Genomic DNA, 15,187 nt, shown 5'->3' on the forward strand with positions numbered 1-15,187 from the left:
GAGAGAAGTCATGCGTCGCGTTTCCGTCGCCGTCGTTCTGTGTGCCGCCGTTTTCGTCGCCGCGTGCAGCGACGACGCGCCGCACGACGCCAACGCGACCGACACCGCGCCGCAGGCCGGCGCATCGAGCGGCGCCGCCAGCGCGTTCAACAGCGACGCGACCGCGAACGCCGCCGCATCCGACGCCGCGCCGCTCGCGCCGCCCGTCGTGCACTATCCGCCCGATGACGACGACGATGCGAAGTCCGCCACGAACGCGGCCGCGTCGGGCGCCGCCGCGTCGTCGCCGGGCTGATCCCGCCATCGCGCGATACGAGTCGGTACCGCTCCGGGGAGAGTGGCGGGCCCGTGCGGCGAGCCGCCACCGGCATGACGTAACGATCCGCGACGGCGCGAACGGCGCGGTGTTGCGCCGCTTCGCGGGCCATGTCGGGCACAGCCGGCCGAGCGCGTCGAACCCGGCCGCCGTCGGGCGCATCTGCGCGCCGTCGCCAGCGCAACGGCACGGCATGCGCCGCGCCACCCGCCCGTCAGACCGCGTGCGCGAGCGCGCGCTCGACGAGCGCGGCCTCGAAGCCGTCGTCCGCGTCGCGAAAGCGCAGCGGCGCCGCGCAATGCACCAGCGTGTCGACGAAGTATTTCGCGCGCGGCCACGGCCCGAAGCCGGCCGCCGTGTTGATGTGCCCGGCATCGCCGAGGTTCACGAACGCGCTGCCCAGGCGCTGCGCGAGCGCGCGCGCGTCGGCGAGCGGCATCCACGGGTCGGTCTCGCTGCCGATCACGATCGACGGCACCGCGAGCCGGCGCGCGTCGAACGGCCCGGCAAACGTGAATTTCTTCGGGCTGGCCGGCGCGACGAACAGCACGCCAGCCACATCGCCCACATGCGGCCACTGCGCGAGCGCATGCGCGGCCGCGAGGCAGCCGAAGCTGTGCGCGGCGAGCACGAACGGGCCGCGCTCGCGATCGAGCAGCGCGCGCACCGCTTGCGCCCAGCCCGCGAGATCGGGCGCATCCCAGTCGTGCTGCTCGACGCGCAACGAGCGCGGGAACTGCCGCTCGAGCCACGTCTGCCAGTGAGCGCCTTCGCTGCCGTGCAGGCCCGGAACGGTGACGAGCCGCGGCGGCCACGCCGATTTGCTGCATGCGCGCATGATTGCCCTCGCTTGCTTGAAGACGAGGTTCGATTGTGGCGTCGGGTACGCGTCGACCGAACCAATATTTTGTGCTTTGCTTTTGCGCGCGGCGGCGACCGGCGACGGCCCCGCGACGGCGCAATGTGCCGCGAAACCGTAGAATGTGGGCTTCCCGTCAGCTTCACACGGAACCGGCCCGGGCGCGCGACGCGCCGGCCGTCGTCAGGAGACACCCGATGTCCGCTACGTCCGCCGGCGCGCCGCGCCCGGCTTCGCTCGCCGTTCCCGTGACGCGCCGCGCCGGCGCGCGCGCCCTCGTGCAATGAAGATCCTGTTCCATTCGCCGCATCAGGACGCCGACGCATGGCGCGACGAGATCGCGCGTGCGCTGCCGGAAGCCGAACTGCGCGCATGGCAGCCGGGCGATACGGCCGCCGCCGACTACGCGCTCGTGTGGCGCGCGCCGCGCGAGTTCTTCGCACCGCGCGACGGCCTGCGCGCGATCTTCAACCTCGGCGCGGGCGTCGATGCGCTGCTCGCGCTCGAGCGCGCGCATCCGGGCACGCTGCCCGCGCACGTGCCGTTGGTGCGGCTCGAAGACTCGGGCATGGCGCAGCAGATGGTCGAATACGTGACGCACGCGGTGCTGCGCTACCTGCGCCGTTTCGACGAATACGACCTGCAGCAGCGCGAGCGCCGCTGGCAGCCGCTCGAACCGCATGCGCGCGCGAGCTTCACCGTCGCGGTCCTCGGCCTCGGCGTGCTCGGCGCCGAGGTCGCCCGCGCGCTCGCCGCGCTCGGTCTGCCGGTGCGCGGCTACAGCCGCAGCGCGAAGCAGCTCGACGGCGTCGCGACCTTCGCCGGCGACGGCGCATTCGACGCGTGCATCGGCGGCGCGAAGGTGCTCGTCAACCTGCTGCCGAGCACGCGCGACACCGACGGCATCCTGTCGGCGCGCGCGTTCGCGCGGCTCGCGCGCGGCGCGTACGTGGTGAACGTCGCGCGCGGCGCGCATCTCGTCGAAGCCGACCTGCTCGACGCGCTCGCGAGCGGCCAGGTCGCCGCGGCCACGCTCGACGTGTTCCAGCACGAACCGCTGCCGGACGACCATCCGTTCTGGCACGCGCCGCGCATCTCGATCACGCCGCACAGCTCGGCCGAGACGCTGCGCGCGGAAGCGGTCGAGCAGATCGCCGGCAAGATCCGCGCGTTCGAGCGCGGCGCGCCCGTGAGCGGCATCGTCGACTACGCGCGCGGCTACTGAATTCCGCACAAAGAGCAACCAGGAGACAACCATGACGCTCCCCACCGCCGTCAAGATCGTCGAAGTCGGCCCGCGCGACGGGCTGCAGAACGAGAAGACCTTCGTGCCGACCGACGTGAAGATCGCGCTCGTCGACCGGCTGTCGCGCGCCGGCTTCCGCAACGTCGAGGCCGCGTCGTTCGTGTCGCCGAAATGGGTGCCGCAGATGGCCGACGGCGCCGACGTGATGGCCGGCATCGCGCGCCGCGCGGGCACCGTGTATTCGGTCCTCACGCCGAACCTGAAGGGCTTCGAGAATGCGCTCGCCGCACGCGCGGACGAAGTCGTGATCTTCGGCGCGGCGAGCGAGGCGTTCTCGCAGCGGAACATCAACTGCAGCATTGCCGAGAGCATCGCGCGCTTCGAGCCCGTCGCGAAGGCCGCGAAGGACGCGGGCCTGCGGCTGCGCGGCAGCGTGTCGTGCGCGCTCGGCTGCCCGTACCAGGGCGAGGTGCCGGTCGCGTCGGTCGTCGACGTCGTCGAACGCTTCGCGGCGCTCGGCTGCGACGAGATCGACATCGCGGACACGATCGGCGTCGGCACGCCGAAGCGTACGCGCGAAGTGCTGTCGGCGGTCACGCGCGTGTTCCCGCGCGAACGCCTGTCGGGCCACTTCCACGATACCTACGGCCAGGCGCTCGCGAACATCTACGCGGCGCTGTTCGAAGGGATCGAGATCTTCCACGCGTCGGTCGCGGGCCTCGGCGGCTGCCCGTACGCGAAGGGCGCGACCGGCAACGTCGCGACCGAGGACGTGCTGTACCTGATGCAGGGCCTCGGCATCGATACCGGCATCGATCTCGCGCAGGTCGTCGCGGCCGGCGATTTCATCTCGAACGCGATCGGGCGCGCAAACGTGTCGCGCGCCGGTCGTGCATTGCTCGCCAAGGCGCAGAGCGCGGCCGACGCCGCGAACTGCGTCTGATCACCTCGCTCCACGGATTCCTCGACATGACGACACCCGCTTCATTCGATTCCCTCCCCGATTCCGCGCGACGCGTCGCGCTGCTGCTGCGCGAGCGCGGCCACGCGAAAGGCATCGTGATGCTCGCCGAAACCGGCAAGACGTCGGCCGAGGCCGCGGCCGGGCTCGGCTGCTCGGTCGCGCAGATCGCGAAGTCGATCCTGTTTCGCCGGCAGGCCGACGGCGCGCCCGTGCTGGTCGTCGCGAGCGGCGTCAACCGCGTGGACGAAAGGAAGGTCGCCGCGCAGGTCGGGCCGGTCGGCCGCGCGGACGCGAAGTTCGTGCGCGACAACACCGGCTATGCGATCGGCGGCGTCTGCCCGATCGGCCATCTGGTCGAACCCGTCACGCTGATCGACGCCGACCTGCTCGCGCTCGACAGCCTGTGGGCCGCCGCCGGCCATCCGCACGCGGTGTTCAACCTGTCGCCGCACGAACTCGTGTCGCTGACGGGCGCGCCGGTCGCGGACGTCGCGTTGCGGGAACCCGCATGAGCGACGCGACGATGCCGGTCGCCACGGTTGCGTCGCCGTGCACCGACGTCTGCCGGATCGATCCGCGCACCGACTGGTGCGCGGGTTGCCTGCGCACGCGCGGCGAGATCAAGGAATGGCGTACGTCGGACGACGATGCGAGGCGCGCGCTGCTCGCGCGGCTGGACGCGCGACGGCGCCTGATCGCGGGCAGCGAGACATAAAAAAAAGCCGTTCAGCCTCACGGGCGAACGGCATCGAGATCGGAATCCTGTGAACGTGATCAACGTCACAGCCCGCATCATACGAGCGACGCGAGCGCATCGCATCGGGTGTTTCCCTACAACTTCTTACAGCGCTTTTTGCGGCCGCGCGCGACGCGCGCGTGACGCCATTTGGCGTGCAATGTCCGTTCCCGACACGCGCGTTCGACGGCACGCGGCGCGCGCGCAACCGCGCCGAATCGTACGACCGTTTCAGTTGCCGACCGCCGCGCGACGCGTGGGCACGATGCGCCAGCCGAGGTTCACACCGGCCGCCGCGAGCAGGATCAGCAGCGCGCCGAACACCTGCGTCCACGCGAGCGTCTGTCCGAACGCGACGCGATCGACGGCGATCGCGACGACCGGATAAACGAACGACAGCGCGCCCGTCATCGCGGTCGGCAGCTTCTGGACCGCGCCGTACAGCAGCACGTACATCAGCCCCGTGTTGACGATGCCCAGCACGATCAGGTCGGCCCATTGCCCGGCCGTCGCCGGCAAGGTGTCGAAGTGCGCGAACGGCGCGAGCAGCACGATGCCGAGGCCGACCTGCAGCAGCGCGAGGAGATGCGGCGGCGTGCCCTTCAGGTGCTTCGTGATGATCGACGAGATCGCATACAGGAACGCGGCGCCGAGCGACAGCGCGACGCCTTCCAGATACTCGCCGGGCACCGCGAGCACGGCCGGTTCGACGCGCACCACGAACACGAGCCCGGCAAACGCAAGCGTGAGCCATGCGACCGTCGACGCGGTGATCCGCTCGCGAAACACGATGGCGCCGAGTGCGACGAGCATGAACGGTTGGGTGTTGTAGACGGCCGTCGCCATCGAGATCGACGCGCGCGAATAGGCGGCGAACAGCAGCAGCCAGTTCGCGACGATCGCGAGGCTGCCGAGCGTCGTGAGCACGAGCATCCGCGGCGAGAACAGCGAGCGGCGCAGGAAGCCGAACGCCGCGCAGACGATCGCGAGCGTCGCGGCGCCGAACACGCAGCGGAAGAACACGACATTGGTCAGCGGCTGCTGCGACGACATCACGAGCCAGCCGATCGTGCCGGACATCAGCATCGCGACGATCATCTCGGCGGCGCCGCGACGCATTTCATTCGAGGCCATCATGAACTCCGTTCAAGAGAGTGGATGACTTCGATTCTAGAAACTTGCTTTCGCCGCGACCATGGCTAAACTGAAGTGAATCATCCGATTCACCTTCGAAAGCAAAGCGATCATGCCGAAACGCCTTTCCCCGCCCGCCGTCGCGGCGCTCGACGCGACCGACCGCGCGATTCTCGCCGCGCTGGCCGACGACGCGCGCATCGCGACCAGCGAGCTCGCCCGGCAGATCGGGCTGTCGGCGCCCGCGACCGCCGACCGCGTGCGGCGGCTCGAGGCGCAGGGCGTGATCGCCGCGTTCACCGTCGAGCTCGATCCGCGCGCGCTCGGCTACACGCTGCAGGCGATCGTCCGCGTGAAGCCGCTGCCGGGTCAGTTGCATCTGGTCGAGGAGTTGCTGCGGCGGATTCCCGAATTCGTCGAATGCGACAAGGTCACCGGCGACGACTGCTTCATCTGCCGGCTCTACCTGCGCACGATCGAGCACCTCGACGACATCCTGTCGAAGGTGACGGAACGCGCGGAGACGAGCACCGCGATCGTGAAATCGACGCCCGTGCCGCGGCGCCTGCCGCCGCTCGTCGAAGACGAGCACGCGCATCGCTGAGCCGAAGGCGACTCGCCTCGCCAGCCGTGGTCGGCGCACCTCGTCAGCCGCAGACGATCTGCCTCCCGGCCGCGAGCGCCCCACCTCCCCAACCGCAGGCGATCCGCCTCGCCAACCGCGGGCGGCTCAGTCTCCCATCCGCGCGCGGCGCGCGCCGCCGCCCGCACCGTCACGCGGCCGGTTCGCGCGCGTCGAAGAATGCGAGCAGTTCGTCGATTAGCGCGTCGGGTGCCTCTTCCGGAATGTAGTGCCCGCAGTCGAGCGCGCGGCCGCTGACGTCGCGCGCGACACGCCGCCACTCGTCGAGCGGATCGAAGCAGCGGCCGACGACGCCGTGCTCGCCCCACAGCACGCGCAGCGGACACGCGACCTTGTTGCCGCGTTCGAGATCCGCACGGTCGTGCTCGAGATCGATCGTCGCCGACGCGCGGTAGTCCTCGCACATCGCATGCACGGCGCCGGGCTGCGCAAGCGCCGCCCGGTACGCATCGAGCGCCTCGGGCGCGAACGGCGCGAGCCCGGCCGACCGGTTGCCCATCACGCGCTCGATGTACGCATCGGTGTGCGCGCCGATCAGCGTCTCGGGCAGCGGCTCGGGCTGGATCAGGAAGAACCAGTGGAAATACGCGGTCGCGAACGCGCGATCGGTTTTCTCGTACATCGCGAGCGTCGGCGCGATGTCGAGCAGCATCATCCGCTCGACGGCATCCGCGTGATCGAGCGCGAGCCGGTGCGCGACCCGCGCGCCGCGATCGTGCGCGCACACGTGGAAATGCGCGAAGCCAAAATGCCGCATCACGGCGACCTGGTCCGCCGCCATCGACCGTTTCGAATACGGCGTGTGCCGCGCGTCGCTCGGCGGCCGGCCCGATGCGCCGTAGCCGCGCAGGTCGGTGGCGATCACCGTGAAGTGATTCGCGAGCGTCGCGGCAACGCGATGCCAGATCATGTGGGTCTGCGGATGTCCGTGCAGCAACAGCAGCGGCGGACCCGCGCCTCCTTTGACACCGAAAATGTCGGTGTCCTGCACCGTCACGCGAAACGGTGCAAACGCCTCAAACGACATGGTTTGTTTCTCGTTGGTTTGTTATGGCGGCTATTTTAGAAGCGCCGGCGCGTCTTCATGGCGGCGTCGTCACCCGAAACCGTAGAAAGAGAACACTCACTCGATTGCCCGCACACCGCGGAGTTTGTTAAGCTCGCGTAGAATCGCACGACCGTTCGTATTAATATGAACTTCCAATCGCGCAGCTACACTCGAATACCGTCCGACCGCAACGCCCCCGGAGACTGGAGACATCACATGGCATTGCCCACCGTCCTGCAGAACCTGACGCTACCCGTCATCGCGTCGCCGATGTTCATCGTCAGCTATCCCGAACTCGTGCTCGCGCAATGCAAGGCGGGCATCGTCGGTTCGTTCCCCGCGCTCAATGCGCGTCCGGCCGAACTGCTCGACGCGTGGCTCACGCAGATCCAGTCGGAACTCGCCGACCACAAGGCGAAGCACCCCGATGCGACGATCGGCCCGATCGCGGTCAACCAGATCGTCCACCAGTCGAACGCGCGGCTCGAGCACGACGTGCGCGTGTGCGTCGAGCACAAGGTGCCGATCTTCATCACGAGCCTGCGCGCGCCGGCGCGCGAGATCGTCGACGCGGTGCACGGCTACGGCGGCATCGTGCTGCACGACGTGATCAACCTACGCCACGCGCAGAAAGCGCTCGAAGCCGGCGTCGACGGGCTGATCCTCGTCGCGGCCGGCGCGGGCGGCCACGCGGGCACGACGTCGCCGTTCGCGCTGGTCGGCGAAGTGCGCAAGATCTTCGACGGTCCGATCGTGCTGTCCGGCTCGATCGCGAACGGCGGCTCGATCCTCGCCGCGCAGGCGATGGGCGCCGACCTCGCGTACATGGGCACGCGTTTCATCGCGACACAGGAAGCGCATGCGATCGACGACTACAAGCACGCGATCCTGAACGCGAAATCGTCGGACATCATCTACACGAACCTCTTCACGGGCGTGCACGGCAACTACATCCGCGAGAGCATCGAGAAGGCCGGCCTCGATCCGGACGCGCTGCCGGAATCCGACAAGACCAAGATGAATTTCGGCAGCGACAAGACGAAGGCGTGGAAGGACATCTGGGGCGCCGGCCAGGGCGTCGGCCTGATGGACGATCTGCCGAGCGTGGGCGCGCTCGTCGAGCGGCTCAAGCGCGAGTACGACGACGCGAAGGCGCGGCTCGGCATCCCGCGCTGACGGATGCGGCGGCCGTCGCGGCCGCCATCGGTGCGAGCGCATCGAATCGAAAAAAAAGCGCGAACCGCAGCGGTTCGCGCTTTTTTCATTGTCCCGCCGCGGCGGACGATGCGGGTCAGACCGCGCGCTTCATCCGCGTGATCGGCAGCACGCGCAGGCTCGATTCGATCGACGGGCACAGCGACTGCCCTTCGAAACGCGCGGCCAGGAAATCGACGAACGAGCGCACTTTCGCGGAGACGTGACGACGGCTCGCGTACACCGCATAGATCGGCGCCTCGTGCGGCGGCACCGAATCGAGCAGCACCGGCACGAGCCGGCCCGCTTCGATGTCGTCGCCGACCACTTCGGTGCCGAGCAGCGCGATGCCCGCGCCGGCGAGCACGGCCGCGCGCAGCCCTTCGAGATGGTTCACGATCAGGTTGCCGTTCAGGCTCACGCGCGACGCGGCGGCCGCGTCGATCATCAGCGAATCGAGCATCGTCGAATTCGAATCGCGCCGCAGGTAGTTGTGATTCGCGAGATCGGCGATCGTCTGCGGCGTGCCGCGCTTCTCGAGATAGTCGGGCGACGCGACGAGCAGGATGTGCGCGGTCGCGATCTGCCGCGCGACCAGCGACGACGATTTCAATCCGTTCGGCGCCGCGCGCACCGCGACGTCGTAGCCTTCCTCGATCAGGTCGACCACGCGATCGGACAGCGTCATGTCGACGGTCACGTCCGGGAAGCGGCCTGCGTAATCGGTGACGGCCTGCATCACGTGCCGCAGCCCGAACGCGGACAGCGACGTCACGCGCAGCCTGCCCTGCGGCACCACGCTCGCGGCGCCGACGGCCTGGCCGGCTTCGTCGAGTTCGGACAGCGCCTGCACGAGGCGCTCGTAGTATTCGCGTCCCGCCTCGGTCGGCGCGACGCGTCGTGTCGTGCGATGCAGCAGCCGCGCGCCGAGCTGCTGCTCGAGGTGCATCACGTGCTTGCTCGCCATCGCCGCCGACATCTGCATGCGCTCGGCCGCGCCGACGAAGCTGCCCACTTCGACGACGTAGCGAAACACATTCATGCTGACGAGGGTATCCATCGAACTAGCTCGCAATCCCGGGGGAATCAACCAATTACGAGATAGGGTAACAAAGGCGAGGAAACAGAAAGGTCAAGAAAGGCAAAACGGCGCCGCGGGTGGCGGCGCCGTTTCGGGCGGGAAAACATGCATCCGGCACGCGCGTTCGACGCGCGCGGCCGGCGCACCGATCGCGCGGGTGCGTCAGAACTTCGCGCGGATGCCGGCGCCGAACGTGTTGCCGGTCGACAGGCCGCTGATGTGGTCGTTCATGTACGCCGCGTAGACGTCGGTGCGCTTGGACAGCGGATAGTCGTAGCCGACGGCCCAGGTCTGGCGCGTCTGGTCGAGGCCGCCCGCGTCGCGCGAGTACGCATACGACGCCATCGCGTTGCCCACGCCGATCGGCACCGACACGCCGCCTTGCGCGGTGTTCACGTGCCAGCTGCCCGCGACCTGATCGTTCTTCGTATACATGTACTGGCCGAACAGCTTCACGAGCTTCAGGTCGTAGGTCGCGCCGACCAGCGCGATACCCTGGCTCTTCATGCCGGTCACGAGCGCGCTCAGATCCTGCGGGCCGTTGTTGAAGTTCACGTACTGATACATCGCGGTCGCCGCGAACGGACCGTTCGCGTAGTTGAACTGCGCGCTCCACTTCTTCGAACGGTTGTCGCCGGCCTGGTTGCCGAGTGCGTACATCGCGCCGAAATTCAGGCCACCGAACGAAGGCGACGTATACCCCACCGCGTTGTTCCAGCCCGAATCGCCGACCGCGCCCTGGTCGCTCGGATAGGTCGGGAACGTGCCGAGGCCGAGGAACACGTGGTACACCATCGGCGAGAAGGTGTACGAGTCGTAGAACGGGTTGAACAGGATCGTCGACAGAAACAGGTGCGTCGTCAGGCGGCCTGCCGTCACCGTGCCGTACGGCGAGCTGATGCCGACGTACGCGTTGCGCGCGAAGAACGTGTCGCCCTGGAAGCGGCCGTACTGGCCGTTCTGCGCCCGGAAGAAGCTCTCCAGCGTGAAGATCGCCTTGTAGCCGCTGCCGAGGTCCTCGGCGCCGTGCAGGCCCCAGTACGAGGTCGACATCCCGCCGCCCGACACGTTCCACGCCCGATCGCCGCCCGGAAACTTGGTGGCGCCGACCCACTCGTCGACCTGCCCGTAGAGCGAGACGCTCGACTGCGCATGGACGGGTGCGGCGGCCGCCACGCAGGCGGCTGCGGCGATCAGCTTGACGGACGTGCGCGATGCACGGCGGGCGAATGCTTTCATGGGATCTCCAGGGTTTTGTCGAATAGTCGATGAGTGGCGCGAGCGTTGTTGTTTGGAGCCGAGTGCTTGCGTCGTGGGGCGCAGCCATCTTTACGGATCATTCGCCCGGCCAAAATTGCGCACACTTATTGCGGGTATAGCGCCAGCATTAACTTCGCGGAATGTGTCCATGGCCGGACGCACGCGGCGGCCCGACGCGAACGGGGTCGCACGGGCGGGCGGCGGCGTGGCATGCGCGTACCGGGCGCGAAAGATAGCGCAATGCGGCGGGAAAATCAGCGGAAATCTGCGCGCGACTGTGGCGAATTCGCATCAGCCGGCAACGGGACGAGCGCCGCAGCGCTCAGTTTCGGTAGAACGAAGAGAAAGAAGGCGAGTGCGCGGACTCTTCCTGCGAGCGGGGCGGCGGCATCGGGCGGCCGCCGCGCTCCTCGTTGTAGCGGGCGACGTCGGCGCGGATCGAGCCGGCCCGCAGCGGGACGTTGCCGCCGCCCGGCGGGCGCGGCATCTGGCGGACTTCGGCGCTGATCGGCCGATACGGGCTTTGCGCGGCGTAATGGCCGTACGACGGCGTCGGGCGCAGCCCCCAGCGGGAACCGGACGCGCTCACGCCGCCGGGACGCACGCCGGCAGGCGCAGGCACGCGGCGCCAGACCGGGTCGCCGCCGGCGGCGCCGGCCGGCTGACCGTACGCACGCATGTCGCCGCCGCCGAAGCCGTGGCCGCCGAACCCGTGACCGCCGTGGGGCGGCTGGGCCAGCGCGAGCGGCATCAGCAGCGCGCCGAGCACGCCTGCCGCCCATCGTCCGATCTTCCGTTTCACCCGTTCCGTCATCGTTCCGTGCCCATCGACGCCCGCCGTCGGCTCCTTTCGGCCGACCCAAGGCTTTCAGCAATAATTTATGAGCGGGCGGAAAGTGTGTCGAGCCAAAAAGTGTTATGTCGCCGGCATCGGTGTAACACCATGTTACTGCTAGGTTTTTTCGCTTCGGCGCACGGTCGCGACAGCACATCGTTCTACGGTTTCACGCGTGGCCGGGCAAGTGCGACGGCCGGCGTCTCATGCACATGATTCATCAATCGATTCGCACAATGAATTTGTGTAGTGAATCGCCAACCGCGACAATGACGCCATCCGCGCGCGCGACGCGCGCCTTCGCCATGTCCGAATCGAGTTTCCCCGATGGCCCGTCCCCGTTTTCTTCCCGACAATTTCACGCTCGCGCTCGTGGGCACCGTCGTGCTCGCGAGCCTGCTCCCTTGCCGCGGCCCGGCCGCCCATGCGTTCAACTGGGCGACCAACATCGCCGTCGGCCTGCTGTTTTTCCTGCACGGCGCGAAACTGTCGCGCGAAGCCGTCGTCGCGGGCGCGACGCACTGGCGGCTGCACGCGGTCGTGCTGCTCAGCACGTTCGCGCTGTTCCCGCTGCTCGGGCTCGCGCTGAAACCCGTGCTGCAGCCGCTCGTCACGCCGACGCTGTATGCGGGCGTGCTGTTCCTGTGCACGCTGCCGTCGACGGTCCAGTCGTCGATCGCATTCACGTCGATCGCGAAGGGCAACGTGCCGGCCGCCGTGTGCGCGGCATCGGCGTCGAGCCTGCTCGGGATCTTCGTCACGCCGGCGCTCGTCGGGCTGATGATCACGTCGCAATCGGCCGCGGCCGCGTCGCCGTGGAGCACCGTCGGCAGCATCGTGATGCAACTGCTCGTGCCGTTCATCGCCGGCCAGTTGCTGCGGCCCGTGATCGGCGGCTGGATCGACCGCAATCGCGGCGTGCTGCGCTTCGTCGACCAGGGCTCGATCCTGCTGGTGGTCTACGTCGCGTTCAGCGAGGCGGTCAACGAGGGGCTGTGGCACCAGATTCCGCCGCGCGCGCTCGGCGGCCTGCTCGTCGTCAACGTCGTGCTGCTCGCGATCGCGCTGCTGCTGACCGCGTTCGTCGGCAAGCGGCTCGGCTTCAACCGCGCCGACCGGATCACGATCATTTTCTGCGGATCGAAGAAGAGCCTCGCGGCCGGCGTGCCGATGGCGAAGGTGATCTTCTCGGCGAACGCGGTCGGCGCGATCGTGCTGCCGCTGATGCTGTTCCACCAGATCCAGCTGATGGCGTGCGCGGCGCTCGCGCAGCGCTGGGGCGCCCGCGACACGAGCGGCGAGGAGGAGGGCGACGCGACGGCCGCGTCCGGCGCGCTGAGCACGAGCAAACGCTGACGCGTCCGCGGGGGCGCGATGGCCGCTGCCGGCGGCCTTCCGCCTTCCGCCTTCCGCCTTCCGCCTTCCGCCTTCCGCCTTCCGCCTTCCGCCTTCCGCCTTCCGCCTTCCGCCTTCCCCCTTTCGCCTCCCGCCTCCCGCCTCCCGCCTCCCGCTTCCCGCTTCCCGCTTCCCCCTCCCAACCCGCTCCCCAGCCGGGCACGTTGCACCGGCAACGCCCATCGCGTCACGAAATCTTCATTCAATTCTCCGCGAGCGCTGCCGTTAAGCTGGGCGTCCCGTCGATTCGGCTGCCCTCGCCCATGCCCGCGCCCCACTCCGATCCCGCTGTCGCCCGCACCACGCGCCTGATCGCGGATCGCGCGCTCGCCGCCGTTTTCCAGCCGATCGTCGATCTCGGCTCGGGGACGGTCGTCGGTTACGAAGGGCTGATCCGCGGGCCACGGGGCACCGACCTCGAGCCGCCCGCCGCCCTGTTCGCGCAGGCCGCGCGCGAAGGCGAAACCATCGCGCTCGAACGGGCCGCCGCGCTCACCTGCCTCGACGCGTTCGCGGCGCTCGGCTGCGACGGCAAGCTGTTCCTCAATTTCAGCGCGGGCACCATCCTCACGCTCGCCGGCGAACGCGAGCGCGCACGCCAGTTCCTCGGCCGCGCGCGGATCGGCGCCGAGCGCATCGTGATCGAGCTCACCGAGCAGCACGCGATTCCCGATCTCGCGGACATCGGGCCGGCGGTCGCGTCGCTGCGCGATGCCGGCATCCAGTTCGCGCTCGACGACTACGGCACCGCGAACGCGAGCATGAACCTGTGGCTGCGCCTGCACCCGGACGTCGTGAAGATCGACCGCTTCTTCATCCACGACATCGCGCACGACCCGCTCAAGTTCGAAGCCGTGAAGGCGATGCAGCACTTCGCGCACGCGAGCGGCGCGAAGCTGATCGCGGAAGGCATCGAGAACGAATGCGATCTGATCGTCGTGCGCGACATGGGCATCTGCTGCGTGCAGGGCTTCCTGCTCGGCCGGCCGGACGCGCAGCCGTCGCGAGTGGTCGCGCCGGCCGCGCGCGACGCGATCCGCACGCCGCACATCGCGGTGTTCCCGGGCGTGACGCGCGCGGTGCGGCCGGCCGGCACGATCGCCGGGAAGATGCTCGTGCCCGCCCCGGCGCTGCCGCGCGACGCGACCAGCAACGACGTGCTCGACCTGTTCAACCGGATGCCCGACCTGCACGCGGTCGCGCTCGTCGAGCGCGGGCGGCCCGTCGCGCTCGTGAATCGCCGCGGCTTCATCGACCGTTTCGCGCTGCCGTATCACCGCGAGGTGTTCGGGAAGAAGCCGTGCCTGCAGTTCGCGAACGATGCGCCGCTGATGATCGACAACGCGACCACCTTCGAGCAACTCGCGATGCTGCTCGCGAGCCACGACCAGCGCTATCTCGCGGACGGCTTCGTGATCACCGAACACGGCCGCTATGTCGGGCTCGGCACCGGCGAGAGCCTCGTGCGCGCCGTGACCGAGATGCGCATCGAGGCCGCGCGCTACGCGAATCCGCTGACGTTCCTGCCCGGCAACATCCCGATCAGCGCGCACATCGACCGGCTGCTCCAGCGCGACGCCGGCTTTCACGCGTGCTACGTCGATCTGAACCAGTTCAAGCCGTTCAACGACCAGTACGGCTACTGGCAGGGCGACGAAGTGCTGAAGTTCGCCGCGACGGTGCTGGCCGGCGTGTGCGATCCGCAGCGCGACTTTCTCGGCCACGTCGGCGGCGACGATTTCCTCGTGCTGTTTCAGCGCGACGACTGGCGCGAGCGCGCCGCCGACGCGATCGCGCGCTTCAACGACGGTGCGCAGCTCTTCTACACGCAGGCCGACCGGCAGGCGGGCGGGCTGCGCGGCGAGGACCGCCACGGCAACCCGGCGTTCTTCGGCTTCGTGACGATGGCGATCGGCGCGGTCGGCGTGCCGGCCGGCGCGCACGGCGCGAAACGTTACGGGAGCGACGAGATCGCGTCGGTCGCGGCGCTCGCGAAGCGGCGGGCGAAGCAGCGGCCGGACGGGCTCGCGGTCGTCGACCTCGATGCCGGCCGCGCGGCGCTGCGCCATCGCGGCGAACCGCCGGCCGTTGCGATGGCGACGGGCTGAACGGCGGACGGTGGCCCGGGGGCGCACGGGTTGCGCACGGAAAACGCCCGCGCACAGGCGCCCCGCCCGATGCCCGTTCCGCGCAAGGCCGGGCTGTTAGCCTCGGCTTGCCGCCGTCGCACGCGACCGCCGCGGCGCGGCGCGCCCTCACGCCGGCCCGCGACGCGCACGGGCGGCCGCCGCTTATTGCCGCGCTCGGCCGGCACCGCCAGACGCCTGCACACCCCACCTTGCCTTTTTCTCGTTTTGTTTAGTATTTTTAGTAACGGCGTTTTCGCAGATTAGTGCCTAAACAGCCGTTATTCGCGGGTATTCCCCGGTTATCCGGCCCGAATTCCGCGATAATTTTTACTATACAATCGCTTCCA

At 68.9% G+C, this 15,187-nt stretch carries 15 protein-coding genes; 9 read left to right on the top strand and 6 right to left on the bottom strand.

Translation table 11 applies throughout. From position 1 onward, the window contains the following. Positions 1-10: 10 nt before the first annotated feature. Positions 11-295: a hypothetical protein gene (locus tag WS95_RS01825; RefSeq protein ID WP_059785389.1), complete on the top strand. Its 285-nt coding sequence runs from the start codon at positions 11-13 to the stop codon at positions 293-295. Between the two features lie 235 nt (positions 296-530). Here the strand turns inward: WS95_RS01825 and WS95_RS01830 are convergent, their stop codons facing one another. After that, positions 531-1,154, bottom strand: coding sequence for an RBBP9/YdeN family alpha/beta hydrolase (locus WS95_RS01830; RefSeq protein WP_034208547.1), 624 nt, complete (start codon positions 1,152-1,154; stop codon positions 531-533). A 304-nt stretch (positions 1,155-1,458) separates the two neighbouring features. Between WS95_RS01830 and WS95_RS01835 the strand changes: the two genes are divergently transcribed. Genes WS95_RS01835 through WS95_RS01850 form a run of 4 tightly spaced genes read left to right on the top strand, consistent with a single transcriptional unit; the run spans position 1,459 to position 4,100 of the window. Next, positions 1,459-2,400, top strand: coding sequence for a 2-hydroxyacid dehydrogenase (locus tag WS95_RS01835; RefSeq protein WP_059821983.1), 942 nt, complete (start codon positions 1,459-1,461; stop codon positions 2,398-2,400). 31 nt (positions 2,401-2,431) lie between these two features. Continuing rightward, entirely contained in the window at positions 2,432-3,364 is a 933-nt protein-coding gene (locus tag WS95_RS01840) for a hydroxymethylglutaryl-CoA lyase (protein ID WP_059821985.1), read from the top strand. Positions 3,365-3,390: 26 nt separating this feature from the next. Continuing rightward, positions 3,391-3,897 carry a YbaK/EbsC family protein gene (locus WS95_RS01845; protein ID WP_034208550.1) on the top strand — a complete coding sequence of 169 codons (507 nt, stop codon included), beginning with the start codon at positions 3,391-3,393 and terminating at the stop codon, positions 3,895-3,897. Then, the gene (locus WS95_RS01850; protein ID WP_034208551.1) at positions 3,894-4,100 is read left to right on the top strand and encodes a DUF1289 domain-containing protein; all 207 of its coding nucleotides are present in this window, start codon (positions 3,894-3,896) and stop codon (positions 4,098-4,100) included. Before WS95_RS01845 ends, WS95_RS01850 begins: the two co-directional genes overlap by 4 nt. 252 nt (positions 4,101-4,352) lie before the next feature. Here WS95_RS01850 and WS95_RS01855 read toward each other — a convergent pair whose 3' ends face one another. After that, complete coding sequence (locus tag WS95_RS01855) at positions 4,353-5,255, bottom strand: DMT family transporter (RefSeq protein ID WP_059821986.1); 903 nt, start codon at positions 5,253-5,255, stop codon at positions 4,353-4,355. Positions 5,256-5,367: 112 nt separating this feature from the next. Here WS95_RS01855 and WS95_RS01860 point away from each other — a divergent pair, with 112 nt between their 5' ends. Then, complete coding sequence (locus WS95_RS01860) at positions 5,368-5,859, top strand: Lrp/AsnC family transcriptional regulator (protein WP_034208553.1); 492 nt, start codon at positions 5,368-5,370, stop codon at positions 5,857-5,859. Between the two features lie 169 nt (positions 5,860-6,028). Here WS95_RS01860 and WS95_RS01865 read toward each other — a convergent pair whose 3' ends face one another. Further along, a complete protein-coding gene (locus WS95_RS01865; RefSeq protein WP_059821988.1) occupies positions 6,029-6,925 on the bottom strand; it encodes an alpha/beta fold hydrolase in 897 nt (298 codons plus the stop codon). A gap of 237 nt (positions 6,926-7,162) precedes the next feature. Between WS95_RS01865 and WS95_RS01870 the strand changes: the two genes are divergently transcribed. Continuing rightward, entirely contained in the window at positions 7,163-8,122 is a 960-nt protein-coding gene (locus WS95_RS01870) for an NAD(P)H-dependent flavin oxidoreductase (RefSeq protein WP_034208555.1), read from the top strand. 115 nt (positions 8,123-8,237) lie between these two features. Here the strand turns inward: WS95_RS01870 and WS95_RS01875 are convergent, their stop codons facing one another. The 3 genes from WS95_RS01875 to WS95_RS01885 form a co-directional block, all read right to left on the bottom strand. Continuing rightward, positions 8,238-9,200 (bottom strand): LysR family transcriptional regulator, encoded by a 963-nt coding sequence (locus tag WS95_RS01875; protein ID WP_059506450.1) that lies wholly within the window; start codon positions 9,198-9,200, stop codon positions 8,238-8,240. Between the two features lie 183 nt (positions 9,201-9,383). Then, entirely contained in the window at positions 9,384-10,460 is a 1,077-nt protein-coding gene (locus WS95_RS01880; protein WP_034208557.1) for a porin, read from the bottom strand. 343 nt (positions 10,461-10,803) lie between these two features. After that, the gene (locus WS95_RS01885; protein ID WP_034208558.1) at positions 10,804-11,295 is read right to left on the bottom strand and encodes a hypothetical protein; all 492 of its coding nucleotides are present in this window, start codon (positions 11,293-11,295) and stop codon (positions 10,804-10,806) included. 348 nt (positions 11,296-11,643) lie between these two features. Here WS95_RS01885 and WS95_RS01890 point away from each other — a divergent pair, with 348 nt between their 5' ends. Continuing rightward, positions 11,644-12,672: a bile acid:sodium symporter family protein gene (locus tag WS95_RS01890; protein WP_059821989.1), complete on the top strand. Its 1,029-nt coding sequence runs from the start codon at positions 11,644-11,646 to the stop codon at positions 12,670-12,672. A 302-nt stretch (positions 12,673-12,974) separates the two neighbouring features. Then, on the top strand, positions 12,975-14,819 hold the full coding sequence (locus WS95_RS01895; RefSeq protein WP_059782421.1) for an EAL domain-containing protein: 1,845 nt from the start codon (positions 12,975-12,977) through the stop codon (positions 14,817-14,819). Positions 14,820-15,187: the final 368 nt, after the last annotated feature.

The sequence above is a fragment of the Burkholderia sp. MSMB1826 genome, assembly GCF_001526325.1.
Taxonomy (GTDB): Bacteria; Pseudomonadota; Gammaproteobacteria; order Burkholderiales; family Burkholderiaceae; genus Burkholderia.